Here is a 25,320-nt window from a genome sequence, read left to right as displayed (position 1 = left end):
CTTGGTGCTCTGCTGCAACCTAAGCCTCCCGCGCGGCGCGCGCCAGAACCGCCATGCGAATCTCTCCGGCGCCGGCCCTCGCCAGGGCGTGCGCCGCGGCCTCCAGCGTTGCCCCGGTCGTCATCACGTCGTCGATCAGCAGCACCGGCCGGTCGCGCACACGGTCCGCATGGCGCGGCGCGACGCGGATCGCGCCGGCAAGCGTCGCCGCGCGGGCCGTCCGATCCTGCCCGCCCAGGGGCTGGGTGCGCCGCACCCTTTCGAGCAGATCGGGCGCCACCTCCAGCCCCAGCTCGCGCGCGAGCGGGCCGGCCAGAAGCGCCGCCTGGTTGAACCGCCGCGAGACCAGCCGCCGCCAGTGCAGCGGGACCGGGGCCACCAGCGAGTCGCCGAGCGGCATGGCGCTGGCCGCCCGCGCGATCCAGCGTGCGGCGGGTCGCGCGATGTCGCTCCGGTCGGCGTGCTTGAGCGAGAGCACGAGCCGACGCCCCATGTCGCGGTAAAGCAGCGCCGCCCGCCCCTGCGCCCATGGTCGCGGATGGGCAAGGCAGTCGTCGCAGTGCACAGCCTCGCCCGGATCCTCGCCCGGCAGCGGCGTGCCGCAGGTGTCGCAGACAAGCCCGCCGGCGAAAGGCGTGTCGCGCCAGCAGGCGGGGCAGAGGCCGAAATCGCTCTCGACCGGGCCGCCGCAGCCCAGGCACCGCGGCGGGTAGATCAGCCGCACGGCGGTTTGAAGGCCGCGCGTCCAGACACTATCTGTCACGCTCATGGAGATGCCCGCCCTCACCGATCACGCCGCGCTGGCCCGCAACCGGGCCCGCGCCGCGCGCGCGCCCGTCACCTTCCTGCACGAGGCCGCGCGCGACGATCTCGAGGATCGTCTCTCGATGGTTAACAGGGACTTTACGCAGCCCGCCGTCGTCAGCCCGCTCCCCGAGGTCTGGGACGGATGGCTGCCGGGGGCGGTGCATGTCGGGCCTGCTGCCGTGCTCCCCTTCGAGGCGGAAGCGCATGACCTGATCATTCATGCGATGGACCTGCACTGGGCCGACGATCCGGTGGGACAGCTCATCCAGTGCCGCCGCGCACTGAAGCCCGACGGGCTGTTTCTCGGCATCCTCTTCGGTGGCCGCAGCCTGCAGGAACTGCGCGCGGCGCTCGCGCGCGCCGAAAGCGAGGTCACGGGGGGCCTGAGCCCGCGCGTCGCGCCGATGGCCGAGATCCGCGATCTCGGGGCGCTCCTGCAGCGCGCGGGCTTCGCCCTGCCGGTGGCCGACAGCTTCGCTCTGACCGTGCGCTATGCCACGGCGCTGCACCTGATGCGCGATCTGCGCGGCATGGGCGAGGCCAATGCACTGACCGGCCGGCTACGCCGCCCGACGCGCCGGTCCGTGATCCTGCGGGCCGCGGAAATCTACGCCGAAGCGGCGCCGGGTCCGGGCGGCGGGATCGCCGCGACCGCGGAATTCGTGGTGCTCACCGGCTGGGCCCCCGACGCCAGTCAGCCGCAACCCCTGCGCCCGGGCTCCGCGACACGGCGTCTCGCAGAGGCGCTCGGAACGGAAGAAACGCGAATCGAAGATTGACGCATCGCGAAATTCACATACTTCCTTCCGGATATCAGCCGAGGACAGCGATAGACCCATGCTCGACGCCGCCAAAGCCGAGACCCGGCCCGTCCATGCGCCCGCGGATCACCCGAAGCTGCCGCCGGAGCGGATCGGCGTTCTCGTCGCCAATCTCGGCACGCCGGACAATTACGACTACTGGTCGATGCGGCGCTACCTCAACGAGTTCCTGTCGGACCGCCGCGTGATCGACTACGCGCCGTGGAAGTGGCAACCGCTCCTGCAGCTCATCATCCTCAGCAAGCGGCCGTTCTCCTCGGGCGAGGCCTACAAGTCGATCTGGAACGAGGAGAAGGGCGAAAGCCCCCTCATGACGATCACCAGGAGCCAGACCGAGGCGCTCGCCAAGGCGATGAAGGAGCGCTACGGCGACCAGGTCATGGTCGATTTCTGCATGCGCTACGGCAATCCCTCGACCCAGTCCAAGGTGGACGCCATGGTCAAGGCCGGCTGCACGCGCATCCTGTTCTTCCCGCTCTATCCCCATTACGCGGGCGCGACCTCTGCCACCGCGAACGATCAGTTCTTCCGCGCGCTGATGAAGCAGAAATGGCAGCCGACCGTGCGCACGGTGGACCCCTATTTCGAGCATCCGCTTTACATCGAGGCGCTCGCGCAGTCGGTCGAACGGGCCTATGGCGAGCTCGAGAACCGACCCGACATCCTGGTGTGCTCCTATCACGGGATGCCGCAGCGCTACCTGATGGAAGGCGACCCCTACCACTGCCAGTGCCAGAAGACGACGCGCCTGCTGAAGGAACGGCTCGGCTGGGAGGACACCGAGATCACGACGACCTTCCAGTCGGTGTTCGGCCCCGAAGAGTGGCTGCGGCCCTATACGGTGGAAGAAGTCGCACGTCTCGCTTCGGAGGAGGGCAAGAAGCGCATCGCGGTGATCGCGCCAGCCTTTTCGGCCGACTGCATCGAGACGCTGGAGGAGATCAACGAGGAGATCCGCGAGAGCTTCGAAGAGGCCGGCGGCCGCGAATTCACCTATATCCCGTGCCTCAACGACGATCCCGCGCACATCGAAGCGCTGGCCGCGGTGATCGACGACAACCTCAAGGGCTGGGTGCGCTGAGACCGGGGCGCACAAAGAAAAAGGCGGCGCAACAGCACCGCCTCTCTCTTTTCCGAAGACGCGAAGCGATCAGTCGGCGATGGCGGCGACCATCGCGATCAGGACGAGCGGGATGATGATGCCGGCCCCGGTGGACACCTGCGTCGTCTCTTCGACGATCACCGGCGGTTCCATGACAACCTGATCCTTGCCACCGGCGATAGCCGGAGCAGCGAAAGCCGAAAGGGCAGCAGCGAGAACGAGTTTCTTCATTTTTCCCTCCAGAAAGGCGCTTGCCGACCGCCATGGCGACGGAACGCGACAAGCCGCAAGACTTACCTCGTGCCCTTCGTCTAAGCAGCAAGTTGCCGAGATTGCAAATCCCGCGTGCGGGCCCGGGTGCGCCTTCGCCGCGCCTGTGGTCAAATCAGCAACACCTGCGTGCCGACCTTCGCCATCTCGAAAAGCTCCTCGATGTGCTCGTTATAGAGCCCGATGCAGCCGTTCGACGAGCGGCGCCCGATCTTGCGCGTGTCGTGGGTTCCGTGAATCCGGTAGTAGGTCCACGAGAGGTGCAGCGCGCGCGTTCCGAGCGGGTTGTCCGGGCCGGGCGGCACATAGTCGGGCCACTCCGGATTGCGTTCCTTCATCGACGGAGTGGGACGCCAGTCGGGATTCGGATCCTTGTAGGTCACGCGCGTGCGGCCCCTGCGCGTGAGCTCTTCGCTCAGCGGCACGGAGGTCGGATAGAGGCGGTAGACGCTCTGGTCCTCCGCCCAGTAGTGCAGCGCCCGCGAGGTGATGTCGACGAGGATGGCGCCGTTCGTGAGATCGCTGAAATACGGCCGCCAGTCGAGCGAGCGGAAGCTCGAGATGTTGCGGCGGACACCGCCGCCGGGATCTCCCTCCATCTCGACGGTGTCGGGCATCTGCGATTGCTGGGCGATGGCCGGCGTGCCGAGCACCGCCGCCGTCCCTGCCAGAAAGCTCCGCCTGTTCCATGCACGGCCGATTCGCTTGTCGGTCATGTCACTCACTCCACTGGAAACTGGGTAATACATATATGGCCCGGAGGCCTCAGTCGCAAATCAAACCGGCGCTATCAGCGGATGGACGCCCGCTCTGATTTGAAACCGGGCGTCGATGCGGCTAGAGCGAAGATGTCCGAACGATCGCCCATGGTGCCATGCTGCCGAAGCTCATCCCCCTCGTCGCCGTGCTCGCCGCCCTCGCGGCCTGTGCGCCCGTGCCGCAGACACCGCAGCTCGGCCCGGACGGGCAGCCGCTGCCGCGGCTCTACCGTATCGGCCCGGGCGACGAGTCGCGGATCAGGTTCGAGATGCTGGATTCGGTGAACGCGCTGCGCGAGGCCTCCGGCGCAGGTCGGGTCCGACTGGACGAGCGACTCACCGCCGCCGCCGCGACGCATTCGCGCGACATGTCGGTGCAGAACCGGCCCTGGCATTTCGGCTCCGACGGCTCCTCGCCGCTCGACCGGGTGCGGCGCGTGGGCTACGAGGGGCAGTTCCTCGGAGAGACGATCTCGGAGACCTACGAAACCGAGGTGCAGACCCTGGCCGCCTGGATGGAGGAAGAGGCCACCCGCGCCATCATCCTCGACCGGCGGGCACGCGACATGGGCTTCGCCTGGTATCAGGAGCCGAACGGCAAGATCTGGTGGACGCTGGTGATGGGCGCGGGGACCGGTGGGGAACCGACGAGCTAGCCTCGCGCCGGGTCACGGATAGATCGTGATCGGCGTTCCGTTGCGCACCATCGCGTAGATCTCTTCCATCTCACGATTCGTCACCGCGATGCAGCCCGCCGTCCAGTCGCGCCCGCCCTTGCGGTATTCCCAGGGTCGGCCGTGGATGAAGATGTCGCCACCCGGATCGACGCCCGCCTCCGCCGCGGCCATCTCTTCGTGCGGTTCGGGATAGGAGATCCCGATCGAGAGGTGGAACTCGCTGTTCGGGTTGCGGCGGTCGATGAAGTAATGGCCCTCCGGCGTTCGCCCGTCTCCCTCGTGCTGCTTGTGGCCCACGGGGTTGAAGCCCAGCCCGATGTCGTAGCCTTCCAGGATCCGGTCGTGATGCAGCAGATACATCCGCCGCTCGCCCTTGTAGACGAGGATCCGGGTCACCTCCGGTCCGTTGTAGGTGCGGAACTTGCCCGAACAGGCGGAGAGCCCCAGGGCCACCGCCACGATGAGGATCACCCTCAGAAAGCCTGCCATCTCGGTCCCTCGAAAGGGTTATCGTTATGGTTGAAGCATACACCGGAACGCGGCGCCGGCGTAGCGCAAACTGCGGCTCAGGCGCCCTTTCGCCGTTCCTGCGCGCTTTCCGCCTCGCCGTCGGCCAGGCGCGCCTCGATCCGCGCCAGCCGCTCGAGCACCTCGTCGCGATAGGCGTCGGTGCGCACGCCCTCTTCCTCGTGATGCGCGTCCTGCATCGAGTTCACGATGAGACCAACGAGCAGGTTCACCACGGCGAAGGTCGTCACGAGAATGAAAGGCACGAAGAAGGCCCAGGCGTAAGGATAGACCTCCATGACCGGACGCACGATGCCCATCGACCAGCTCTCGAGCGTCATGATCTGGAAGAGGCTGTAGGCCGAATCGCCCAGCGTGCCGAACCATTGGGGGAAGGCGTCGCCGAAGAGCTTCGTGGCCATCACCGCGCCGATGTAGAACACCAGCGCCATCAGCAGAAAGACGCTGCCCATGCCGGGGATGGCGCGGACGAAGCCTTCGACCACCCGGCGCAGGCGCGGCGCGACCGAGATCACGCGCAGCACCCGGAGGATGCGCAGCGCACGCAGCACCGACAGCCCCTCGCTGGCAGGCACCAGCGCGATGCCGACGATCACAAAGTCGAAGACGTTCCAGCCGCTGCGGAAGAAACGTCCGCCGTGGGCCACCAGCTTCAGCGCGATTTCGATCGTGAAGATGGCGAGGCAGGCCCGGTCGATGGCGATCAGCAGCGGCCCGGCCTGCGCCATCGCCTCGTCCGAGGTCTCCAACCCCAGAACCACGGCGTTGACGACGATGACGGCGATGATCCCGCTCGTCACCCAAGGCTGCGCCAGCCATTTCGCCAGTCTGTCCCGAAACCCCATGGCCTACTCCCTGTCGCCGCCCGGCATATGGGTCAGCGCGAGGCCCGCCACAAGCTCCACATGGGGCGACCAGCGAAACTGGTCCACCACCGTGATCGGCCCCATGCGGTAGCCCGCCGCGACGAGCGCCGCCGTATCGCGCGCGAAAGTGGCGGGGTTGCACGACACATGGGCGATTCGCGGCACACGGGCCTGGGCGAGCGCGGCGACCTGCGCCGCAGCCCCCTGCCGTGGCGGGTCGATCACCGCGGCGTCGAAGCGGGCAAGCTCGGCGGGGTCCAGCGGGCGGCGGAAGAGGTCGCGCGTCTCGGTCGTGACGCGCTTGAGCCCCCGGGCGCGTCGCCAGCCCGCGTCGAGCGCGGCGAGCATGGCGGCCTCGCCCTCGACCGCATGCACCTCCGCCGTCTCGGCCAGCGGCAGCGCGAAGGTGCCGCAGCCGGCGAAGAGGTCGGCAACCCGCCCTGCCCCAGCGAGGAGCGCGCGCACGCGCGCGACGAGCGCCGCCTCTCCCTCTGCCGTCGGCTGCAGGAAGGCGCCCGGTGGCGGGCTGACCACCGCGCGCCCGAAGTGCAGCACCGGCGGCCGCGCCTGCGCCACCGGCTCACCGTTCCAGGTCAGCCGTGCAAGGTCGTGCCGCGCGGCGAGCTGCGCGAGCCGCGTCCGCAAGCGCTCGTCCAGCCGCTTGCCGCCCGATACGCTCACATCGAGCCCCGCTTCGGTCAGCGTCACCGCCACGTCGAGCGAGTCCTTGCGCGAGGCGCCGGCCTCTGCCAGCGCCTCGGCAACCGGCAGCGCGTCCAGCAACGAAGGATGCAGAACCCGGCACTCCGGCACCGCCACGATCTCGTCCGAGCCGCGCATATGGTACCCCGCCAACGCGCCCTTCTTCGTCCGCCGCGCCGCCAGCACCGCGCGGCGGCGCGAGAGAGGCGGCGAGGTCGAAACAATCTCTATCTCGGCCTGAATTCCCTGCGCGGCGAGCGCATGGCGCACGATGCCGGTCTTCCACTCCGCCACCGCGTCGTCGCGGAGATGCTGCACTGCGCAGCCGCCGCAGCGCCGGAAATGGGGACAGGGCGGCGCGACCCGCTCCGGCGCGGGATCGAGGATTCGCACCCCCTCGAGCCGCCCGTCGCGCGCCTCTCCCTCCACCAGCTCGCCCGGCAGCGCGCGCGGCACGATCACCCCTTCGCCCAGGCCGTCGCCCAGGTGGCCCAGCCGCTCGATCCGAACCTGTCGCATGGCGCCCGAATACCGCGGGACGGGCGCGAGCGCTACTCCGCCGCCTCGCGCGATCCCAGAAAGCCGCCTGACTGCCGCTCCCAGTAGCGGGCGTAAAGCCCGCCGCGTGCGAGCAGTGAATCATGCGTGCCCTGCTCCACGATCCGGCCGCGGTCCAGCACCACGATGCGGTCCATCTCGGAAAGCGTCGAGAGGCGGTGTGCGATGGCCAGCACCGTCTTGCCTTCCATCACCCGCTCGAGCGCCGTCTGGATCGAGGCCTCGACCTCCGAATCGAGCGCGCTGGTCGCTTCGTCGAGGACGAGGATCGGCGCGTCCTTCAGGATCGCGCGGGCGAGCGCGATGCGCTGGCGCTGCCCGCCCGAGAGCTTCACGCCCCGCTCGCCGAGGTAGGCGTCGTAGCCGCGGTTTCCGCGGTGATCCTCCATCTCCATGATGAAATCGTGCGCCTCGGCCTTCTTCGCCGCCGCGATCATCTCTGCCTCCGTGGCGTCGGGCCGGCCATAGAGGATGTTCTCCCGCGCGGTGCGGTTGAACATCGCGGTTTCCTGCGTGACCATCCCGATCTGCCGGCGTAGGCTTTCCTGCGTCACGCCGGCCAGGTCCTGCCCGTCGATCAGGATACGCCCCTTCTCGGGTGCATAGAGCCGAAGCAGGATCGAGACGAGCGTGGATTTGCCGGCCCCGCTGGCCCCCACGACGCCCAGCTTCTCGCCCGGTTTCACGTCCAGCGCGATGTCCTCGACCCCGCCGATCTCGCGCCCGTAGGCGAAGCTGACGTGGTCGAAGGTGATCCGCCCCTCGGCCACCTCGAGGGCCACGGCCTCCGGCGCATCCTCCAGCCGTTCGCGGGGTGTGAGGGTCTTCATCCCGTCCTCGACCTCACCCACGTTGGAGTAGATCGCCATCAGCGTGAAACTGACCCAGCCGGTCATCTGCGCGATGCGGATGGAGATCGCGCCGGCCGCGGCGATGTCGCCCGCCGTCGCCGTGCCCGCCTGCCAGAAGATCAGCGTGGCCCCGACCATCAGCACCGGCAGGAGACCCGCGATGGTCATCAGCGCCAGGCGGAACCAGGCAGAGAGCACGCCGAAGTGCAGCGCACGGTCCCGGTAGCTCTGCATGGCGTTCAGCGCCGCGCGGTCCTCGTGGTCGTCATGCGCGAAGAGCTTGACCGTCTTGATGTTGGTGATGGTGTCCACGACCTGCCCGGTCACATTGGCCCGGGCCGCCGCCCGCGCGCCCGAGCGCGCGCGCACCCGCGGCAGGAAGAACCGGATCAGCGCGAAGTAGCCCACCAGCCAGACCGCGAAGATCGCCGCGTTCCACGGATCGATGGAGCCCAGCAGGATCACGGCACCCAGGAGCGAGGCCAGCGCGAAGGCCACCACGTTGATGACCTCGGCGGCCACATCCGTGACCGCGCGGGCCGTCTGCATCTGCTTCTGCGCGATGCGGCCGGCGAAATCGTTGTCGAAAAACGTGACGGCCTGCCCGAGGCCCCAGCGATGCAGGCGGGACAGAACGAGCGGCATCATGTTGGGCTGCACGATCATCGAATTGGCCGCGGCCGAGAGGCCGAAAAGGATCGGCCGCGCCACGACGAAGAACACGACGGCGCCCACGAGCAACGCAAGATTGCCCGGCTCGAAGAGCCCGGCCCGCCCCTCGGCCTGCGCCACGTCGATCACGAGGCCAAGAACCCAGGCGGTGCCCGCCTCCATCCCGCCCGCGAGCGCCGAGAGGAAGGCCGCGAGCGCAAGCGCCGGCCAGGCCCCCGACAGGCACCAGCCGAAGAACCGCGCCAGCGTCTGCGGCGGCGGTCCCTCGGCGGGGCGGAAGGCGTCGAGCATATGGCCGAGCGTCGCTCTCATTCTGCCGCCTCCGGGTTCAGGAAGCCGCCGGATTGCCGCTCCCAGAAGCCGGCATATAGCCCGCCCTTCGCCAGAAGCACGTCGTGCGGGCCGTCCTCGACGATGCGGCCCTTGTCCATCACGAGGATGCGGTCGAGATGTGCGATGGTGGAGAGCCGATGCGCGATGGCGATCACCGTCTTGCCCTCCATCATGCCGTAGAGCGTGGACTGGATCGCCGCCTCGACTTCCGAGTCGAGCGCGCTCGTCGCCTCGTCGAGCACGAGGATCGGCGCGTCCTTCAGGATCACCCGGGCGAGCGCGATGCGCTGCCGCTGCCCGCCGGAGAGCTTCACGCCACGTTCGCCCACCTGCGCGTCGTAGCCGCGCCGGCCTTCCGAATCCTCCAGATCGAGGATGAAGTCGTGCGCCTCGGCCCGTTTCGCCGCCTCGATCATCTCGGCTTCGCTCGCCTCGGGCCGGCCGTAGAGGATGTTCTCGCGCACCGAGCGATGCAGGAGCGCGCTGTCCTGCTGCACCATGCCGATGTGGCGGCGGAGACTCTCCTGTGTGACCTTGCTGATGTCCTGATGGCCGATCGTGATGCGCCCGCCTTCAATGTCGTAAAACCGCAGAAGCAGCTTCACGAGCGTCGATTTGCCGGCGCCCGAGCGGCCGATGAGCCCCACCTTCTCGCCTGGGTGGATGGTCAGGTCGATGCCGTCCAGACCCCCCTGCCCGCGCCCGTAGTGGTGCGTCAGCCCCTCGATCCGGATCGTGCCGTCGCCCAGCTCGAGTGGCTGCGCGTCGGGCGCGTCCGTCAGCGTGATCGGCTGCGCGATGGTCTCCATGCCCTCGGCCACGACTCCAAGCTGCCGGAAGAACGTGGTCAGCGCCCACATGATCCAGCCGGTCATGGCGTTGAGACGCAGCGTCAGCGCCGTCGCCGCCGCGACCGCGCCCACGCTGGCCGTCCCCTGCATCCAGAGCGTGATCGCCCAGCCCACGACACCCACGATGAGCAGTCCGTTCAGCACGACGAGGGCTACGTCCATGATGGTGTAGAGCCGCATTTCGGCCGCGAAGGTGCGGCGCGCGTTCTCGATCGCCTCGCGGGCGTAGTCGAGTTCGCGGTCGTGGTGGGCGAACATCTTGACGGAGTGGATGTTGGTGTAGCTGTCCACCACGCGGCCCGTCACCTGGCTGCGCGCGTCGGAGGCGGCCTTGCTTGCGGGGCCTACGCGACGGACGGTCCAGACCATGAGCGCCGCGTAGAGCGCGAACCAGAGAACGAGCGGCAGCATGAGCCTCGGATCGGCGCCGCCGAGCAGGATCGCAGCGCCCACGAGATAGGCGAGCGCGAAGGTGATCGCGTCGAAGACCTGAAACACCGCCTCGCCCGCAGCGGGCGGCGTCTGCATGATGCGGTTGGCGATGCGGCCGGCGAAGTCGTTCTCGAACCAGCCCACCGACTGGCGCATCACCTGGGAATGCGCGCGCCAGCGGATCAGCGTCCCGAAGTTCGGCATGATCGCGTTGTTGAGAATCAGCACGTCCAGCCCCTGAATGGCCGGGCGCAGGACGAGGATGAAGACGGCGAGGCCGATGAGCTGCCAGCCGTGATCGGCCCAGACCTGGGCCGGATCGCCCGCCAGCACGTCCACCACCCAGCCCATCACCCAGATGAGGCCGACCTCGATGGCGGCGACGGCGACCGACAGTAGCGCAGCGAGGATCAGCACGCGCCGGAACGGCCGGGCGTAGCCCAGCATGAAGGGAAGCAGGCGCTGCGGCGGCCGGTCGTCCTGCGGATAGGCGCAATAGGGATCGACCAGGTTTTCGAAGAACCGGAACACGCGGGAGAATCCTCTGGCGGAGTGCCGGCGACTCTGCGGGATGCGGCGCGAAAAGGCCACCCACGCCGGTGCGCTCATCGGTCCCTTCGGTCCCTCTTCGCGAAGAGCCCCGTCAGGGGCGATGAGTGGCCTCCGCCAGCAATTCCTCGCGCGTCAGCCGAAAGCCCGAGGCGATCCAGCGCCGCTCGAGCTCCGCAAGCTTGTCGCCCAGCGCCGGCCCCTCGTAGGCCGGCATCAAATCGCGCGCGGTCACGGGAAAGCGCTGTGTGGCCGCCGTGCGCGCCTCCTCAAGCGCCCCCTCGGGCAGGGGCGCGCCCCGTGCGGCCGCCTGCAGCAGCAGCGCGTCGCGCGCCGTCTCCGCCCCGTGGCGATAGCCCAGTTCCGCGGGATCGGACCGGCTGCCCATCAGGCTCTGCAACAGCGACAGCTGCCGCATCTCGCGCTTCGAGAGCCGCAGCGCCCGGCCCTCCGCCTCGCCCGCGCCCAGTGCGGCAAGCCGCCGGACCGGATCGGGCGGCACGCCGGCCGTCTCCTCCGCGTGGACCAGCGGGCCAAGCAGCAGCGGCGTGGCTCCCGGCAGAACCTGGGACAGGGCGCCGGTGCGGGCCATGACCGCGACCGCGTTCACCGGGTCGGGCGCCGCGAGCAGTTTCTTGAGTTCCGCGCCGACGCGCTCTGCCGACAGCTCGGCCAGCCCCTCGACCGTCTCGGCGATCGCGGCCAGCGCCGCCGGGTCGAAGCCGGCATCCGGGTCGCCATACCAGGCTGTAAACCGGAAGAAGCGGAGGATTCGCAGATAGTCCTCTCGTATTCTCGTCTCGGCGTCGCCGACGAAGCGGACGTGCCGCGCCTCGAGATCGGTGAGCCCCACCCCCAGCGGATCGACGACGGTGCCATCCGGCAGGGCGTAGAGCGCGTTCATCGTGAAGTCGCGCCGCGCCGCGTCTTCCCGGATGTCGTCGGAGAAGGCGACGACGGCGTGCCGCCCGAAGGTCTCGACGTCCCGGCGGAAGGTCGTGATCTCGTGCGGATGCCCGCCGGCGACGACGGTGACGGTGCCGTGGTCCGCACCGGTGGCCACCGCCTTCAGCCCCTCCGCTTCGGCCAGTTCGAGCACGCGCTCGGGCCGCGCGTCGGTGGCGATGTCGATGTCTGTCACCGGCGCGCCGAGAAGGGCGTTGCGCACGCACCCCCCCACGAAGAGCGCACGATGCCGCCCCGCCGTCAGCAGACGGCAGACGCGCTGCGTTTCGGGTCGCTCGATCCAGTCGCCCGACACCTTCATGACGCGAGCCGCTCCGCCAGCCCGCGCAGGATCCGCGCGGTCGCCCCCCAGATGTAATAGGGCCCCCAGGGCACGGTGTAATAGTGACGCATCTGCCCACGCCAGCGCCGTGCCTGAACGGTGTAGTTGCCTGGATCCGCAAGATGGCCGAACGGCACGGCGAAGATCTCTGCCACCTCGCCAGGCTCGGGGACGGGCTCGAAGGGCGCGGCGACGCGCGCCAGCACCGGGGTGACCGAGAATCCCGTGACGGTCTCATGCGGCGGCAGGGTGCCGAGTACCTCGACGCCTGCGCGTGACAGACCGATTTCCTCTTCCGCCTCGCGCAGGGCGGCGGCGACGGGATCGGGGTCGCCGGCATCCTGCTTGCCGCCGGGAAAGGCGATCTGGCCGGGGTGATGCTTGAGCGCCGGAGATCGCTTGGTGAGGTAGATTCGCGCGCCGTCAGGCCGGTCCTCGACCGCCATCAAAACCCCGGCGGGCCGGAGCCGGCGGTTCGGCGGCGCCGCCTCCGGCGAGAGATCGAAATCCGAGGACGCTGGCGCCGACCGCGTGAGCGCGGCAGCCAGCGCCGCCCAAGGCTCAGTGGCCCGAGCCATCACTATCCGTCGCCTCGAACCCCAGCGTTCCGGGATCCATCTCGTAGTGCGCGCCGCAGAACTGGCAATCGGCGGTCACGATGCCCTCTTCGGTAACCATCGTCTCGATCTCTTCGGCCGAGTAGATCGACAGCGCCTGCCGCACCCGATCTTCCGAGCAGGTGCAGCCGAAGCGCACGGGCTGCGTGTCGAAGACGCGCGGCTGCTCCTCGTGGAAGAGGCGTACCAGCAGATCGGTGAGCGGCAGCGCCGGCCCGATGAGTTCCATGTCTCCCACCGTGTCGAGCAGAAGGTTCACCCGGTTCCAGTTCTCGCGGTCGTCGCCCGAGAGGAAGTCCTGCGGCTCGAGCAGACCGCCCTCGCCGGAGCCGCCGCCGCTCGCGTGCGGGCTCACCTTGGGCAGATGCTGCAGCATGATTCCCCCGGCGCGCCAGTGCTCGGGCACGCCCGGCTCGGCGGAACGGCCGAAACTCAGCGCGAAGCGCGTCGGCAGTTGCTCGGATTGCGCGAAATAGGTCTCGGCCGAGGCGCGGAGCGACCCGCCGGTGAGCGGGGTGATGCCCTGATAGGGGGCCATGCCCTTTCCCTGGTCGATCAGGAAGCCGAAGTAGCCGTTGCCCAGCTGGGAAAACGCGTCCTCGTCGGTCAGCCGCTCGCGGTCGAAGTTGGCATAGGCCCGGATCCAGGCCGCCTGCCCCTCTTCGTTCGGTCCATAGAAATCGGTCGCGATCATGCGCACCGGCCCGTCGGTCTGCACCTGCAACGACAATTTCCAGCGCAGCTTGATCGACTGCCCGATCAGCGCCGTCAGAAGCGCCATCTCAGCGACCAGCGCCTCGACCTGAGGCGGGTAGTCATGCTGGCGCAACACCCCGTCCAGCACGCCGTCGAGCCGGACGATGCGCCCGCGTGTGTCCGACTTGTCGAGCTGGAACGGCAACACCGTGTCGTCCCAGGCGATTCGGGTGCCTAAGGTCATGGCTTTCCTCGCGCGTGGGGGATTGGCATACCGCGCAGATATAGGGGCCACAAGCGCCGAGCCCAAGGAGCGCCATCCCATGATCCCGCGCTATGACGCACCGCCCGAGCGTGACCGCCGCTATGTGCTGCGGCCCGGCGTCTATGCCGTCCTGCCGCGCGACGGGCGGGTGCTGCTGACGCATCAGGCAGAGCCGACGCCGGAAATCCAGCTGCCGGGCGGGGGGATCGATCCCGGCGAATCGCCGCTCGCCGCGCTCTACCGCGAGGTGCGGGAGGAAACGGGCTGGACCATCGCCGCGCCTCGCCGGGTCGGTGCCTTCCGGCGTTTCACCTGGATGCCGGAATACGGCATACACGCCGAAAAGCTGTGCACGATCTACGTGGCCCGGCCCATTCGCCATCTCGGCCCGCCGTCAGAGCCGGGGCACACCGCAGTCTGGGTCGATGCGGGCGACGCGCCGGAGGCGCTCGCCAACCCGGGCGACCGCGCCTTCGCGGCGCGGCTGCTGTCGTGACAGGGCCGCGCTGAAGGTCCCTCTCCCCTGGCCCCGGGGGGCTGTCAGCCGTCCTTCATCGAGGAAACGCCGACCTGCGCGGGCCTCAGCAGCCGTTCGTGCAGAAGGAAGCCGTCGGCGGAGACCTGAATGATCTCGCCCGCCGTGGTGCCCGGGACGGGCGCCTCGAACATCGCCTCGTGCAGGCTCGGGTCGAACTTGTCGCCGACCTGAGGCGACACGACCTCGACCCCGTGTCGATGAAAGACGTTCAGAAGCTCCTTGAGCGTCAGCTCGACGCCTTCGACCAGGGCGGTCGATGCGGTCTCGCTCTCTTCGCGGGCGGCGGAGATCGCCCGCTGGAGGTTGTCGTAGACGGGCAGCAGATCGCGGGCGAGCCGTGTGCTGCCGTAGCGCTCCGCCTCACGTCGATCCTTTTCGGCGCGCTTGCGCGTGTTCTCCGCGTCCGCCAGCGCGCGCATGAAGCGGTCTTTCAGCTCGTCACGCTCGGCGCGCAGCGCGTCCAGTTCCGACTCGACCCCCTCGGCCGGCGCGGCCCGGCCAGCGCCGGCCGTATCCTCGGCGGCTTCGGCAGCCTCTGCTTCTGCCTCGAGCGACTCGATATCGTCGAGAAACGGCTCGTCGTCTCGCTTCGGATCACCCATGTCTCACCTCTAGCTCCGGTCGGACAGAAGCCGTCCGACCAGTTGCGCCGTGTAATCGACGATCGGAACGATACGGCCATAGTTCAGCCGCGTCGGACCGATCACGCCGACGGCGCCAACGATCTTCCGGTCCGCGTTCATATATGGAGAGACGACCAGAGAGGAACCCGAAAGCGAAAAAAGTTTGTTCTCCGACCCTATGAAGATGCGGACCCCTTCGCCGCTCTCGGTCAGGTCGAGGAACTCGGCGATGTCGCGCTTGCGTTCGAGATCGTCGAAGAGTACGCGGATCCGCTCCAGGTCGGTCTCATCCGCTTCTTCCCCCAGCAGGTTGGCGCGGCCGCGCACGATCAGCCGCGCGTCACTCTGACCGTCCTCGGCCCAGACGGCGAGGCCGCTCTGCACCAGCTGCTGGGCAAGGGCGTCGATCTCCTGGCGCCGGCGCTCGATTTCGGCGCCGAGCTCGGTGCGCAACTCGCTTAGCGTGCGCCCCAGCAGGATCGCGTTGAGAAAATTCGCCGCTTCCCGCATCGAGGAGGGCGTCTGCCCCGGCGGCGGCACGAACAGGCGGTTCTCCACGTGCCCGTCGGCGAAGACCAGAACCACGAGCGCGCGGTCGGGGCCGAGCGCCACGAACTCGATGTGCTTGATCGGCGCCTCATGCTTCGGCGCGAGCACGAGGCTCGCCCCCTGCGTCACGCCCGAGAGCGCGGCGCCCACCCGGTCGAGCAGAAGCGACACGTCCGAGGTGTTCTCGCCAAGCGTGGAGTCCAGCTGCTCCTTGTCTTCATCGGAGAGATCGCCCAGCTCGAGAAAGCCATCCACGAACATCCGCAGACCCAACTGCGTCGGGACGCGGCCGGCGCTCACATGCGGGCTGTCGAGCAGACCCAGGTATTCGAGGTCCTGCATGACATTCCGAACAGTCGCGGCGCTGATCTTCTCGCTCATCGTGCGGGTCAGCGTGCGCGAGCCGACCGGCTCGCCGCTTTGAAGATAGCCCTCCACCACCCGCCGAAAGACTTCGCGCGAGCGATCGTTGAGTTCTTCGAGGATATTCGGCGTTTCCTTCATCGCTTGGCCCTGTCCGACAAGGCATCAAAGAAGGGCGGGACGGAAAAATCAATCGGGGTTGCGCTGCCCTCGCGCCGCCCGCTATCGGAAGGCGACCCGAAACGAGGGATTGGCGATGCGCCCTTCAGGACGAGACTTAAGCGAAATGCGGCCCGTTTCAATCGAGACGGGCATCACGAAACACGCCGAGGGCGCCTGCATGATCCGTATGGGCGACACCCATGTGCTCTGCACCGCCAGCGTCGAAGAGCGCGTGCCGCCCTTCCTCAAGGGCGGCGGCCAAGGCTGGGTGACGGCGGAATACGGCATGCTCCCGCGGGCGACCACGACGCGCATGCGCCGCGAGGCCGCCACCGGCAAGCAGGGCGGAAGAACCGTGGAAATTCAACGTCTTATCGGTCGCTCCCTGCGCGCGGGCATCGACCGGCAGGCGCTCGGCGAACGGCAGATCACCGTGGACTGCGATGTGATCCAGGCCGACGGCGGCACCCGCTGCGCCGCGATCACCGGCGGCTGGGTGGCGCTGCGCCTCGCGGTGAACCGCCTGCTGAAGGCCGGCGATCTGACCTCCGATCCGCTGGGCGCGCCCGTGGCGGCGGTCTCCTGCGGGATCTACGCCGGGCAGCCCGTGCTCGACCTCGATTATCCCGAGGACAGCGAGGCCGGCGTGGACGCGAATTTCGTGATGACCGGCGACGGGCGGCTGATCGAGGTGCAGATGTCGGCCGAGGGCGCCACCTTTTCACGCGCGCAGATGACGCAGCTTCTCGATCTCGCCGCCGACGGCGTGTCCCAGCTGGCCGAGGCGCAGCGCGCGGCGGCCGGATGACCCGGAAGCTCGCGCCAGGCCGGCTCGTGGTCGCGACCCACAACCGCGGCAAGCTGGAAGAGATCGACGCACTGCTCGCCCCCTATGGCATCACCGCAGTCGGCGCAGGGGAACTGAACCTGCCCGAACCCGAAGAGACGGAGGAAACCTTCGTCGGCAACGCCCGGATCAAGGCACATGCGGCGGCCAGGGCCACCGGACTGCCGGCGCTGGCGGACGACAGCGGGATCGAGATCAAGGCGCTTGGGGGCGCGCCGGGCGTCCATACCGCCGATTGGGCGGAATCCGGGTCCGGGCGCGATTTCGTCAAGGCGATGACGCGCGCCTGGAACGAGCTCGAGGCGATCGGCGCGCCCGAGCCGCGCCGCGCCGCGTTTTGCTGCACGCTCGTGATCGCCTGGCCCGACGGGCACGACGAGATTTTCGAGGGCCGGATGCCGGGCCGTATCGTCTGGCCCATGCGGGGCGATCAGGGGCACGGCTACGATCCGATCTTTCAGCCCGAGGGTTACGACATTACCTTCGGTGAGATGGACCGCTGGGAAAAGAACCGCATCAGTCACCGCGCACGCGCATTCGCCGAGTTGGTGCGCCGCTGCCTTGACTGAGGCGGCGGCCGCGCCCCCGGCCGAGGACTGGCGCGCGGGTGGCTTCGGGCTCTACCTGCACTGGCCCTTCTGCGCGGCCAAATGCCCCTACTGCGATTTCAACTCGCATGTCTCGCGATCGGTGGACCAGCGCCGTTGGCAGGCCGCCTTTCTGTCCGAAATCGACCGTGTCGGGCGCCTGTCGGGTGGCCGGGTGCTGAATTCCGTGTTTTTCGGTGGCGGCACGCCGAGCCTCATGGACCCCGATCTCGTCGCCGCCGTTCTCGACCGTGTGCGCGCGACCTGGCCATTGGCGAACGACATCGAGATCACGCTGGAAGCCAACCCCACCTCGGTGGAAGCGGAGCGGTTCCGGGGATATGCGGAGGCCGGGATCAACCGGGTCTCTCTCGGGATTCAGGCGCTGAACGACGCCGATCTCGCGCGGCTCGGACGACTGCACAGCGCAGCGGAGGCGCGGCGCGCCTTCGATGTCGGGCGGGCGCACTTCGATCGTGTGAGTTTCGACCTGATCTACGCACGGCAGTTCCAGAGCCTCGACGCCTGGCGGGCGGAGCTGTCCGAAGCGCTGGCGATGGCCGTCGATCACCTTTCGCTCTATCAACTCACGATCGAACCGGGCACGGCCTTCGGTGATCGCTTCGCCGTCGGTCGCCTCGCCGGACTGCCCGACGAGGATCTCGGCGCCGACATGTATGACACGACGCAGGAGTTGTGCGCCGCCGCGGGCTATGCCGCCTACGAGGTCTCCAACCATGCGCTCCCTGGCGCGGAAAGCCGGCACAACCTGGTCTATTGGCGCTATGGCGACTACGCCGGGATCGGACCGGGAGCGCATGGACGGCTCACGCAGGGCGGGACGCGGATCGCCACCGAGGCGGTCCGCTTGCCGGAGGCATGGCTGTCCGCCGTCGAGCGGGGCGCCACCTGCGAGTCGCGCACACCGATTCCGGCGAGGGAGCAGGCCGGAGAATATCTGATGATGGGCCTGCGTATCTCCGACGGAATCGACCTCGGCCGCTATTCCGCGCTCGCGGGCGCGCCGCCGGATCCGGCGCGGGTCGCGGCGCTCTCGCAGGCCGGTCTGGTCGAAACGGACGGGAAATTCCTCCGGGCCACGCCGGACGGCCGGCTCCTTCTCAATCGCATTGTCGCGGAGCTCTTGCCCGACTGACCAGAATTACCCGCCGCTCAGGCGGTTGCAGAGTTCGTCCAGCTTTTCCAGCGAATCGTAGTGGATCACCACCTTGCCGCCCTCCGCTCCGGGCGGGTGTTCGATGCTGACCCTGGCGCCCAGCGTCGCGGACAGATCGCCCTCGAGCGCGCGGGTATCGGCATCCTTCTCCGGCGTGCGCTTGTTCTGTCCCTGCTTCGGTGTCGCGCCGCCGTCCGCCTTCGCCTCCTGCAGGGCCTTCCGGACGAGCGCCTCGGTCTCGCGCACCGATAATGCGCGGGCCGCAACCTTGCGTGCCAGGGCCGAGGGGTCAGGGGCGGTGATCAGCGCCCGAGCGTGCCCCGCCGAAAGCCGTCCCTCGCGCACCAGCGCCTGAACATCTTCCGGCAGCTTCAGCAAGCGGATGGCGTTGGCGATATGGCTCCGGCTCTTGCCGAGCGCCTCCGCGAGTTGTTCCTGCGTATGGCCGAACCGCTCCAGAAGCTGGCGGTAGCCTGCCGCCTCCTCCACGGCGTTGAGATCGGCGCGCTGGATGTTCTCGATGATCGCGACCTCGAGCACCTCGAGATCGCTGAGGTCGCGCACGATGACCGGCACGTCATGCAACTGGGCGCGCTGCGCGGCCCGCCATCGTCGCTCGCCCGCCACGATCTGGTAGTGCTCGGCGCGCTCCGGATCCGGGCGCACGATCAAGGGCTGAAGGATACCCCGCGCGCGGATGGATTGCGCGAGTTCGTTCAGATCCTCCTCGGCGAAATTTCGCCGCGGCTGATCCGGATTGGGAGCGATGCGGTCGATCGGCACCGTCGCTGTCGCGCGCGGCGCCGGTGCGCCCGCCGTCGCCTCGTCCTCCGCCGGCCCGATGTCAGCCATCAGGGCCGAAAGGCCCCGGCCGAGGCCGCGTGATCTGGGGGCTTTGTCCGACATTGCGCGCTCCGTCACGCCGCGAGGCGCGTGTGATTGCGCCTCAGCTCGTCCGCGAGCGAGGCGTAGGCCATCGCGCCCTTGGAACCGGGATCGTAATCCAGCACCGGCAGTGCGTAAGACGGGGCCTCGCTCACCCGGACATTCCGCGGAATCACGGTCGTGAAGACGAGTTCGCCCAGCGTCTCGCGCGCGTCTGCTTCCACCTGCTGCGCCAGGCGATTCCGCGCGTCATGCATCGTCAGCAGCACACCCTCGATCCGCAGATCGGGATTGGCGGTTTGCCGCACCTCGCGCACCGTGAGCATGAGCTGCGAGAGCCCCTCCAGCGCGAAGAACTCCGACTGCAAGGGCACCAGGATGGAATGCGCTGCGACCATGGCGTTGACCGTCAGCAGACTGAGCGATGGCGGGCAGTCGATCAGGACGTAATCGACGCCCAGCTCCGCCAGTTGGGATGGCCGAATCGCCGATCGCAACAGGAAACTGCGCCGTTCCTTGCCGACCAGCTCCAGGTCGGCAGAGCTCAGATCGACGGTGGCCGGGACCACGCGAAGCCGCTCTTGCGCGGTGTCGCGGATCGCATTCCGGATCGGCGCGCCTTCGATCAGGACGTCGTAGGTCGTCAACCTACGGGCCTCGGGCGCGAGGCCGAGCCCCGTCGACGCGTTGCCTTGCGGGTCAAGGTCGATCAGCAGCACCTCGTGCCCGGCCTTGGCCAGCGCGGCGCCGAGATTGATCGCCGTGGTCGTCTTGCCGACGCCCCCCTTCTGGTTCGCGATCGCGATGATGCGGGGCTGTCGGGGTTTTTCCGGCTGCAACACCTGAAATGCCTCCGATCCTGAGAAGAACGGCTTCTGGGTCCGTGATACTTGGAATTGCCGCGAGGGAGAAGGACCAGTTTCGTTCCGCCGCGCGCACTTCTTCGCGCCAGCGTGCACCTTTCGGAAACACGGCGATCCCCTCAGGGGCGAGATGACGGGCGGCGTAGCCGAGGAGCTGATCGAGCGGCGCAAGTGCGCGCGCGGAAAGCACGTCCGCGCCGAGCGGCGGCGCATCCTCGATCCGGGCGCTCACAACGTCTGCGCAGAGGCCGAGCTCGCGGACGGCAGTGCGCAGGAAGGCGCATTTGCGGGCGTCGCTTTCCACCAGCGAGACACGCGCCGGTGCCGCGCGTTCCGCTTCGAGTATGGCGACGACCAGACCCGGAAAGCCGCCGCCGCTCCCGAGGTCGGCCCAATGCCGCGCAGGCGGAGCGGCGCGATGCACCTGGACCGAGTCGACGATATGGCGGCGCCAGCCGTCCTTGAGCGATCCCGCCGATACCAGATTGATGCGCCGGGTCCATTTTTCGACGAGCGCGAGAAGCGTCGTCAGCCGATCCTGTGTTTCACGTGAAACATCGAGCTCTCGTTCCGCGCTCATCCGGCCGCACGCTGCCGTTCTGCCTTTCGGATCGCGGCGAGGATCAGCGTGAGCGCCGCAGGTGTCATGCCGTCGATTCGGCCAGCCTGCGCCAGCGTGTGCGGTCGCACCCGCGAGAGCTTCTCGGACAATTCCGCCGATAGCCCGCGAAGCGCCCGGTAGTCGAAATCCTCCGGAATGCTCACCGCTTCGTCACGCCGCAGCAGGTCGATATCGCGCTTCTGCCGCTCGATGTAGTTCGCATAGAGCGCCTCCCGCTCGAGCTGCCGGCGCGTCTGTTCCGGAACATCGTCCAGTTCCGGCGCAAGCGCGAGCAAATCCTCGAATCCTGTTCCGGGGAAGGCCAGAACCTCCATGCCGCTCCGTCGCGAGCCGTCCATTTTTACCTGCCGGCCCATCCGCGCGAGATCCTGGGGCGTCGCGCTAAGAGCTCCCAGTCGTGCGCGCGCGCTTTCGAGTTGGGTCATCTTGCCCTCGAAAGCCGCACGGCGCGTGTCCGACACCAGGCCGAGCTCTATCGCCTTCGGAGTGAGCCGCTGATCGGCGTTGTCGGCCCTGAGCGACAGCCGGTATTCGGCGCGCGAGGTGAACATGCGGTAGGGTTCCGTCACGCCGCGCGTCACGAGATCGTCAATCATGACGCCGATGTAGCTGTCGGACCGTTCGAACCAGACTGGCTCCTTGTCCTGTGCGGCGCGGGCGGCATTGATGCCCGCCACCAGGCCCTGTGCCGCGGCCTCCTCGTAGCCCGTGGTGCCATTGATCTGACCCGCAAGATAGAGCCCCGGCACGTCGCGCACCGCCAGCGTCGCCGAGAGCGCACGCGGATCGACGTAGTCATATTCGATCGCGTAGCCTGGCTGTAGGATCCGCGCCGCCTCGAGGCCACGGATGCTGTGGACATAGGCTTCCTGCACCTCGGCCGGCAGCGAGGTCGAAATCCCGTTGGGGTACACGGTATCGTCGTCGAGCCCCTCGGGCTCGAGGAAGATCTGATGCGAGGGTTTGTCGGCGAAGCGCACGATCTTGTCCTCGATCGAGGGGCAGTAGCGCGGTCCCACGCCGCTGATGCCGCCGCCATACATCGCCGAGTGGGCGAGATTCTCGCGGATGATCTCATGCGTGCGCGTGTTGGTATGGGTGATCCCGCAGGCAATCTGCCGCACCGCCGGGGCATCGTTGAGGAAGGAAAACATCGACGGGGTGTCATCGCCCGGCTGCATCTCGAGCATGTCCCAGGCGATGGTCTTGCCATCCAGCCGCGGCGGCGTTCCAGTTTTCAACCGACCCAGCGGCAGACCAAAGCTGTCGATCCGCTCGGCCAGCCGCACGGAGGGCTTGTCTCCCATCCGTCCACCCGCCCGACGCTCGCCGCCGATATGGATCACACCGCGCAGGAAGGTGCCGGTCGTCAGCACGACCGCGCGCGCACGCAGCTGACTGTCGTCGGCCAGCGTGACGCCGCACACGCAGTCCTGCGCCATCAGGAAATCCGTGACCTCGCCCTCGATCACAGTAATTTCCGGCTGCGCCTCTATCTCGCGCAGCATCGCCTGGCGATAGAGCTTGCGGTCGGCCTGCGCCCGTGGCCCCTGAACTGCAGGGCCTTTGCGCCGATTCAGAAGCCGAAACTGGATGCCCGCCGCATCGGCGACGCGGCCCATGACCCCATCCATCGCGTCGATCTCGCGCACGAGATGGCCCTTCCCGAGCCCGCCGATCGCCGGGTTGCAGGACATCACGCCGATACCCTCCCGAGTCAGCGTGACGAGACCAACCCGAGCGCCGGCCCGCGCGGCAGCATGTGCGGCTTCGCTGCCCGCATGTCCGCCCCCGACCACGATGACGTCGAATTCCCCATGTTTCACGTGGAACACTCCCGCCGCGACATGTGTGCCGTTACTTGCCGATGCAGAACGACGCGAAAATCTCGCCCAGCACCGACTCCACATCGATGCGTCCCGTCAGCGATTCAAGAGCGCGAATCGCTCCGCGAAGCTCTTCGGCACAGATATCATATGCGTCGGGTCCATCGTCCAGCTTTCCCCGCGCCTCCGCGAGGAAGCTGGATGCCCGTTGCATCGCTGCGCGGTGTCGCTCCCTCGTGGCGACCGACGTGCCAGATACCCTTTGCTCCAGCACACCGACAATATCCGAGACCAGCGTATCGATCCCTTGCCCCGTGCGGCCGGATACCCCCTCCCCGTGCAGATCGCCTTTGGCCTGAACGACAATATCCCCGTCGCGAGGAGGCAGCCCCGGCGCTTCGCCCGGCAAGACGAGAAACACGCGAAGATCCGCCTGCTCTGCACGCTCGCGCGCCCTCTCGACACCCAGGCGCTCGACCAGATCCTCCGTCTCGCGCAGTCCGGCCGTATCGACCAGCGTGACCGGCAGGCCCTCGAGGTCCATCCTCACTTCGATCACGTCCCGCGTCGTACCGGCGATCTCTGACGTCAGCGCCGCCTCGCGCCGCGCCAGCGCGTTCAGCAATGTGGACTTTCCGACGTTGGGCGCCCCCACGATCGCCACTTCGAACCCGTCGCGCACCCGCTCCGCCGCCCGCGTCCCCGCGATCTCAGCCGCCAGCGATGTCTCGCAGCGCGTCACCAATGTTGCGACTTCGTCGGATACATCCTCGGGAACCTCTTCGTCGGCGAAGTCGATCACCGCCTCGAGCAACGCGGCCGCTCGCAGCAGGTCTGCGCGCCATGCTTCCGCCCGCTCGCCGAGCGCGCCCGAGAGAACCCGCAAGGCCTGTTCACGCTGCCGTTCCGTTTCGGCCTCGATGAGATCGGCGAGGCCCTCGACCTGGGCGAGATCCATCTGCCCGTTCTCGAAGGCCCGCCGCGTGAACTCGCCCGGCTCCGCCATCCGCAGGCCGGGTTGCTCCGACAGCTCCCGCAGGATGGCCGCGACAACTGCGGTGCTGCCGTGCGTCTGCAGCTCGACAACCTCCTCCCCGGTAAAACTCGCCCCGGCCGCGAAACGCAACACAAGCGCCTGGTCGATCGCCTCGCCATCCGCGCGGCGCAGCACGCGAAGGGCCGTCTGCCTCGGGGCCGGAAGCGGCCCGGCCAGCCGTTCGCCGGACTCGGGCGCCCGCGGCCCGGATATCCGGATGACCGCGACGCCGGCGCGGCCGCGCGCCGTTGCCAGGGCGAAAATCGTATCGTTCACGACCGCTTCACGCCGCGCGCCCGGCGCGCCTGCTCAGGTGTTCATCGAGTCGAAGAATTCCGAGTTCGTCTTCGTCTGCTTGAGCTTCGACAGGAGGAACTCGATCGCGTCGGTGGTGCCCATCGGATTGAGGATCCGGCGAAGGACGAAGGTCTTCTGCAGATCCGCCTTCTCGACCAGCAGATCCTCCTTCCGCGTGCCCGACTTGAGGATGTCGATCGCAGGGAACACGCGCTTGTCCGCGATCTTGCGGTCGAGCACGATCTCGGAGTTACCGGTGCCCTTGAACTCTTCGAAAATCACCTCGTCCATGCGGCTGCCGGTGTCGATCAGAGCGGTGGCGATGATCGTGAGCGAGCCACCCTCCTCGATGTTGCGCGCCGCGCCGAAAAAGCGCTTCGGCCGCTGCAACGCGTTGGCGTCCACACCGCCGGTCAGCACCTTGCCGGAGGACGGAACGGTCGTGTTGTAGGCACGGCCGAGGCGCGTGATCGAGTCGAGCAGAATGACGACGTCACGGCGATGCTCAACCAGGCGTTTGGCCTTCTCGATGACCATTTCACTGACCGCGACATGCCGCGTCGCCGGTTCGTCGAAGGTCGAGGAGATCACCTCGCCCTTCACGCTGCGCTGCATGTCGGTCACCTCTTCGGGACGCTCGTCGATCAGAAGCACGATGAGATAGCATTCGGGGTGGTTGGTCTCGATCGAATGCGCGATGTTCTGCAACAACACCGTCTTGCCGGTCCGCGGCGGGGCGACGATCAGCGCACGCTGGCCCTTGCCGATGGGTGACACCAGATCGATGACCCGGGCCGAGCGATCCTTTATCGTCGGATCCTCGATCTCCATCTTGAGGCGCTCGTCCGGATAGAGCGGCGTCAGGTTGTCGAAGGCGATCTTGTGCCGCGCGCGGTCGGGCGCCTCGAAGTTGATCCTGTCTACCGAGACCAGGGCGAAGTACCGCTCATCGCCCTCGGGCGCGCGAATGCCGCCCTCGATCGAGTCGCCGGTGCGCAGGGAATACTGCCGGATCATGTCCGGCGAGACGTAGATGTCGTCGGGCCCCGGCAGGTAGTTCGCCTCGGGCGAGCGCAGGAAGCCGAAGCCGTCCTGGAGCACCTCAAGCACCCCGTCGCCCGCGACCTGCCAGCCCTCGTCCGCCCGCTCGCGCAGGATCTGGAACATCATCTCGCCCTTGCGCATGGTCGAGGCGTTCTCGATCTCGAGCTCCTCGGCCATGGCCAGAAGATCCTTGGGGCTCTTGGCCTTGAGATCGGCGAGGTTGAGACGGTTCTCGGTCATGGGAAGCACCTGTGCCGG

Annotated in this window: 26 protein-coding genes; 7 read left to right on the top strand and 19 right to left on the bottom strand. The window is 68.1% G+C overall.

Annotation, left to right across the window (positions count from 1 at the left end):
- Nucleotides 1-19 precede the first annotated feature (19 nt).
- Nucleotides 20-769: a ComF family protein gene (locus tag DRV85_RS12150; protein ID WP_113289734.1), complete on the bottom strand. Its 750-nt coding sequence runs from the start codon at nt 767-769 to the stop codon at nt 20-22.
- On the opposite strand from DRV85_RS12150, the gene DRV85_RS12145 reads away from it, so the two are divergent.
- On the top strand, nt 768-1,586 hold the full coding sequence (locus DRV85_RS12145) for a methyltransferase domain-containing protein (RefSeq protein ID WP_113289733.1): 819 nt from the start codon (nt 768-770) through the stop codon (nt 1,584-1,586). The two genes, DRV85_RS12150 and DRV85_RS12145, sit on opposite strands and share 2 nt — an antisense overlap.
- A gap of 58 nt (nt 1,587-1,644) precedes the next feature.
- Nucleotides 1,645-2,709 carry a ferrochelatase gene (gene hemH, locus DRV85_RS12140; RefSeq protein ID WP_113289732.1) on the top strand — a complete coding sequence of 355 codons (1,065 nt, stop codon included), beginning with the start codon at nt 1,645-1,647 and terminating at the stop codon, nt 2,707-2,709.
- Nucleotides 2,710-2,778: 69 nt separating this feature from the next.
- On the opposite strand, the gene DRV85_RS12135 is transcribed toward hemH, so the two are convergent.
- Both DRV85_RS12135 and DRV85_RS12130 read right to left on the bottom strand, forming a co-directional pair.
- A complete protein-coding gene (locus tag DRV85_RS12135; RefSeq protein ID WP_113289731.1) occupies nt 2,779-2,961 on the bottom strand; it encodes a ferrochelatase in 183 nt (60 codons plus the stop codon).
- 149 nt (nt 2,962-3,110) lie between these two features.
- Nucleotides 3,111-3,716, bottom strand: a complete 606-nt coding sequence (locus DRV85_RS12130) for a L,D-transpeptidase (RefSeq protein WP_113289730.1) — start codon at nt 3,714-3,716, stop codon at nt 3,111-3,113.
- A gap of 158 nt (nt 3,717-3,874) precedes the next feature.
- On the opposite strand from DRV85_RS12130, the gene dalA reads away from it, so the two are divergent.
- The gene (gene dalA / locus DRV85_RS12125) at nt 3,875-4,414 is read left to right on the top strand and encodes a divisome-associated lipoprotein DalA (protein WP_113289729.1); all 540 of its coding nucleotides are present in this window, start codon (nt 3,875-3,877) and stop codon (nt 4,412-4,414) included.
- 12 nt (nt 4,415-4,426) lie between these two features.
- Here dalA and DRV85_RS12120 read toward each other — a convergent pair whose 3' ends face one another.
- The 8 genes from DRV85_RS12120 to hslO form a co-directional block, all read right to left on the bottom strand.
- Nucleotides 4,427-4,924, bottom strand: coding sequence for a L,D-transpeptidase family protein (locus DRV85_RS12120; RefSeq protein ID WP_113289728.1), 498 nt, complete (start codon nt 4,922-4,924; stop codon nt 4,427-4,429).
- 77 nt (nt 4,925-5,001) lie between these two features.
- The gene (locus DRV85_RS12115; RefSeq protein ID WP_113289727.1) at nt 5,002-5,808 is read right to left on the bottom strand and encodes an ion transporter; all 807 of its coding nucleotides are present in this window, start codon (nt 5,806-5,808) and stop codon (nt 5,002-5,004) included.
- 3 nt (nt 5,809-5,811) lie between these two features.
- Nucleotides 5,812-7,050, bottom strand: a complete 1,239-nt coding sequence (locus tag DRV85_RS12110) for a class I SAM-dependent RNA methyltransferase (RefSeq protein WP_113289726.1) — start codon at nt 7,048-7,050, stop codon at nt 5,812-5,814.
- Nucleotides 7,051-7,082: 32 nt separating this feature from the next.
- On the bottom strand, nt 7,083-8,924 hold the full coding sequence (locus tag DRV85_RS12105; protein WP_113289725.1) for an ABC transporter ATP-binding protein: 1,842 nt from the start codon (nt 8,922-8,924) through the stop codon (nt 7,083-7,085).
- Nucleotides 8,921-10,759: an ABC transporter ATP-binding protein gene (locus tag DRV85_RS12100; protein WP_113289724.1), complete on the bottom strand. Its 1,839-nt coding sequence runs from the start codon at nt 10,757-10,759 to the stop codon at nt 8,921-8,923. The genes DRV85_RS12105 and DRV85_RS12100 overlap by 4 nt, the downstream gene beginning before the upstream one ends.
- A 112-nt stretch (nt 10,760-10,871) precedes the next feature.
- Complete coding sequence (locus DRV85_RS12095) at nt 10,872-12,044, bottom strand: CCA tRNA nucleotidyltransferase (protein WP_113289723.1); 1,173 nt, start codon at nt 12,042-12,044, stop codon at nt 10,872-10,874.
- A complete protein-coding gene (locus DRV85_RS12090; RefSeq protein WP_113289722.1) occupies nt 12,041-12,643 on the bottom strand; it encodes a CoA pyrophosphatase in 603 nt (200 codons plus the stop codon). Before DRV85_RS12090 ends, DRV85_RS12095 begins: the two co-directional genes overlap by 4 nt.
- On the bottom strand, nt 12,627-13,622 hold the full coding sequence (gene hslO / locus DRV85_RS12085; RefSeq protein WP_113289721.1) for an Hsp33 family molecular chaperone HslO: 996 nt from the start codon (nt 13,620-13,622) through the stop codon (nt 12,627-12,629). The genes DRV85_RS12090 and hslO overlap by 17 nt, the downstream gene beginning before the upstream one ends.
- Nucleotides 13,623-13,701: 79 nt before the next feature.
- Between hslO and DRV85_RS12080 the strand changes: the two genes are divergently transcribed.
- Entirely contained in the window at nt 13,702-14,139 is a 438-nt protein-coding gene (locus tag DRV85_RS12080; protein WP_113289720.1) for an NUDIX domain-containing protein, read from the top strand.
- 44 nt (nt 14,140-14,183) lie between these two features.
- Here the strand turns inward: DRV85_RS12080 and DRV85_RS12075 are convergent, their stop codons facing one another.
- Together DRV85_RS12075 and hrcA are read right to left on the bottom strand one after the other, a co-directional pair.
- Nucleotides 14,184-14,783 (bottom strand): nucleotide exchange factor GrpE, encoded by a 600-nt coding sequence (locus tag DRV85_RS12075; RefSeq protein WP_113289719.1) that lies wholly within the window; start codon nt 14,781-14,783, stop codon nt 14,184-14,186.
- Nucleotides 14,784-14,792: 9 nt separating this feature from the next.
- Complete coding sequence (gene hrcA, locus DRV85_RS12070) at nt 14,793-15,857, bottom strand: heat-inducible transcriptional repressor HrcA (protein ID WP_113289718.1); 1,065 nt, start codon at nt 15,855-15,857, stop codon at nt 14,793-14,795.
- A 115-nt stretch (nt 15,858-15,972) separates the two neighbouring features.
- Between hrcA and rph the strand changes: the two genes are divergently transcribed.
- Genes rph through hemW form a run of 3 tightly spaced genes read left to right on the top strand, consistent with a single transcriptional unit; the run spans nt 15,973 to nt 18,468 of the window.
- Nucleotides 15,973-16,686, top strand: coding sequence for a ribonuclease PH (rph, locus tag DRV85_RS12065; protein WP_113289717.1), 714 nt, complete (start codon nt 15,973-15,975; stop codon nt 16,684-16,686).
- Nucleotides 16,683-17,294, top strand: coding sequence for an RdgB/HAM1 family non-canonical purine NTP pyrophosphatase (gene rdgB / locus DRV85_RS12060; protein WP_113289716.1), 612 nt, complete (start codon nt 16,683-16,685; stop codon nt 17,292-17,294). Before rph ends, rdgB begins: the two co-directional genes overlap by 4 nt.
- Nucleotides 17,287-18,468, top strand: coding sequence for a radical SAM family heme chaperone HemW (hemW, locus tag DRV85_RS12055; protein ID WP_113289715.1), 1,182 nt, complete (start codon nt 17,287-17,289; stop codon nt 18,466-18,468). The genes rdgB and hemW overlap by 8 nt, the downstream gene beginning before the upstream one ends.
- Before the next feature lie 6 nt (nt 18,469-18,474).
- Here the strand turns inward: hemW and DRV85_RS12050 are convergent, their stop codons facing one another.
- Genes DRV85_RS12050 through rho form a run of 6 tightly spaced genes read right to left on the bottom strand, consistent with a single transcriptional unit; the run spans nt 18,475 to nt 25,302 of the window.
- A complete protein-coding gene (locus DRV85_RS12050; protein WP_113289714.1) occupies nt 18,475-19,395 on the bottom strand; it encodes a ParB/RepB/Spo0J family partition protein in 921 nt (306 codons plus the stop codon).
- A gap of 11 nt (nt 19,396-19,406) precedes the next feature.
- On the bottom strand, nt 19,407-20,183 hold the full coding sequence (locus DRV85_RS12045) for a ParA family protein (protein ID WP_338066970.1): 777 nt from the start codon (nt 20,181-20,183) through the stop codon (nt 19,407-19,409).
- Nucleotides 20,074-20,817 carry a 16S rRNA (guanine(527)-N(7))-methyltransferase RsmG gene (rsmG, locus tag DRV85_RS19540; RefSeq protein ID WP_147238839.1) on the bottom strand — a complete coding sequence of 248 codons (744 nt, stop codon included), beginning with the start codon at nt 20,815-20,817 and terminating at the stop codon, nt 20,074-20,076. The genes DRV85_RS12045 and rsmG overlap by 110 nt, the downstream gene beginning before the upstream one ends.
- Nucleotides 20,814-22,694, bottom strand: coding sequence for a tRNA uridine-5-carboxymethylaminomethyl(34) synthesis enzyme MnmG (mnmG, locus tag DRV85_RS12035; RefSeq protein ID WP_113289712.1), 1,881 nt, complete (start codon nt 22,692-22,694; stop codon nt 20,814-20,816). Before mnmG ends, rsmG begins: the two co-directional genes overlap by 4 nt.
- A 22-nt stretch (nt 22,695-22,716) precedes the next feature.
- Nucleotides 22,717-23,997 (bottom strand): tRNA uridine-5-carboxymethylaminomethyl(34) synthesis GTPase MnmE, encoded by a 1,281-nt coding sequence (gene mnmE / locus DRV85_RS12030; RefSeq protein ID WP_113289711.1) that lies wholly within the window; start codon nt 23,995-23,997, stop codon nt 22,717-22,719.
- Between the two features lie 33 nt (nt 23,998-24,030).
- Nucleotides 24,031-25,302, bottom strand: a complete 1,272-nt coding sequence (gene rho / locus DRV85_RS12025) for a transcription termination factor Rho (RefSeq protein ID WP_113289710.1) — start codon at nt 25,300-25,302, stop codon at nt 24,031-24,033.
- Nucleotides 25,303-25,320: the final 18 nt, after the last annotated feature.

Source organism: Rhodosalinus halophilus (assembly GCF_003298775.1).
Lineage (GTDB): Bacteria > Pseudomonadota > Alphaproteobacteria > Rhodobacterales > Rhodobacteraceae > Rhodosalinus > Rhodosalinus halophilus.
This window is presented reverse-complemented; position numbering and strand designations above follow the sequence as displayed.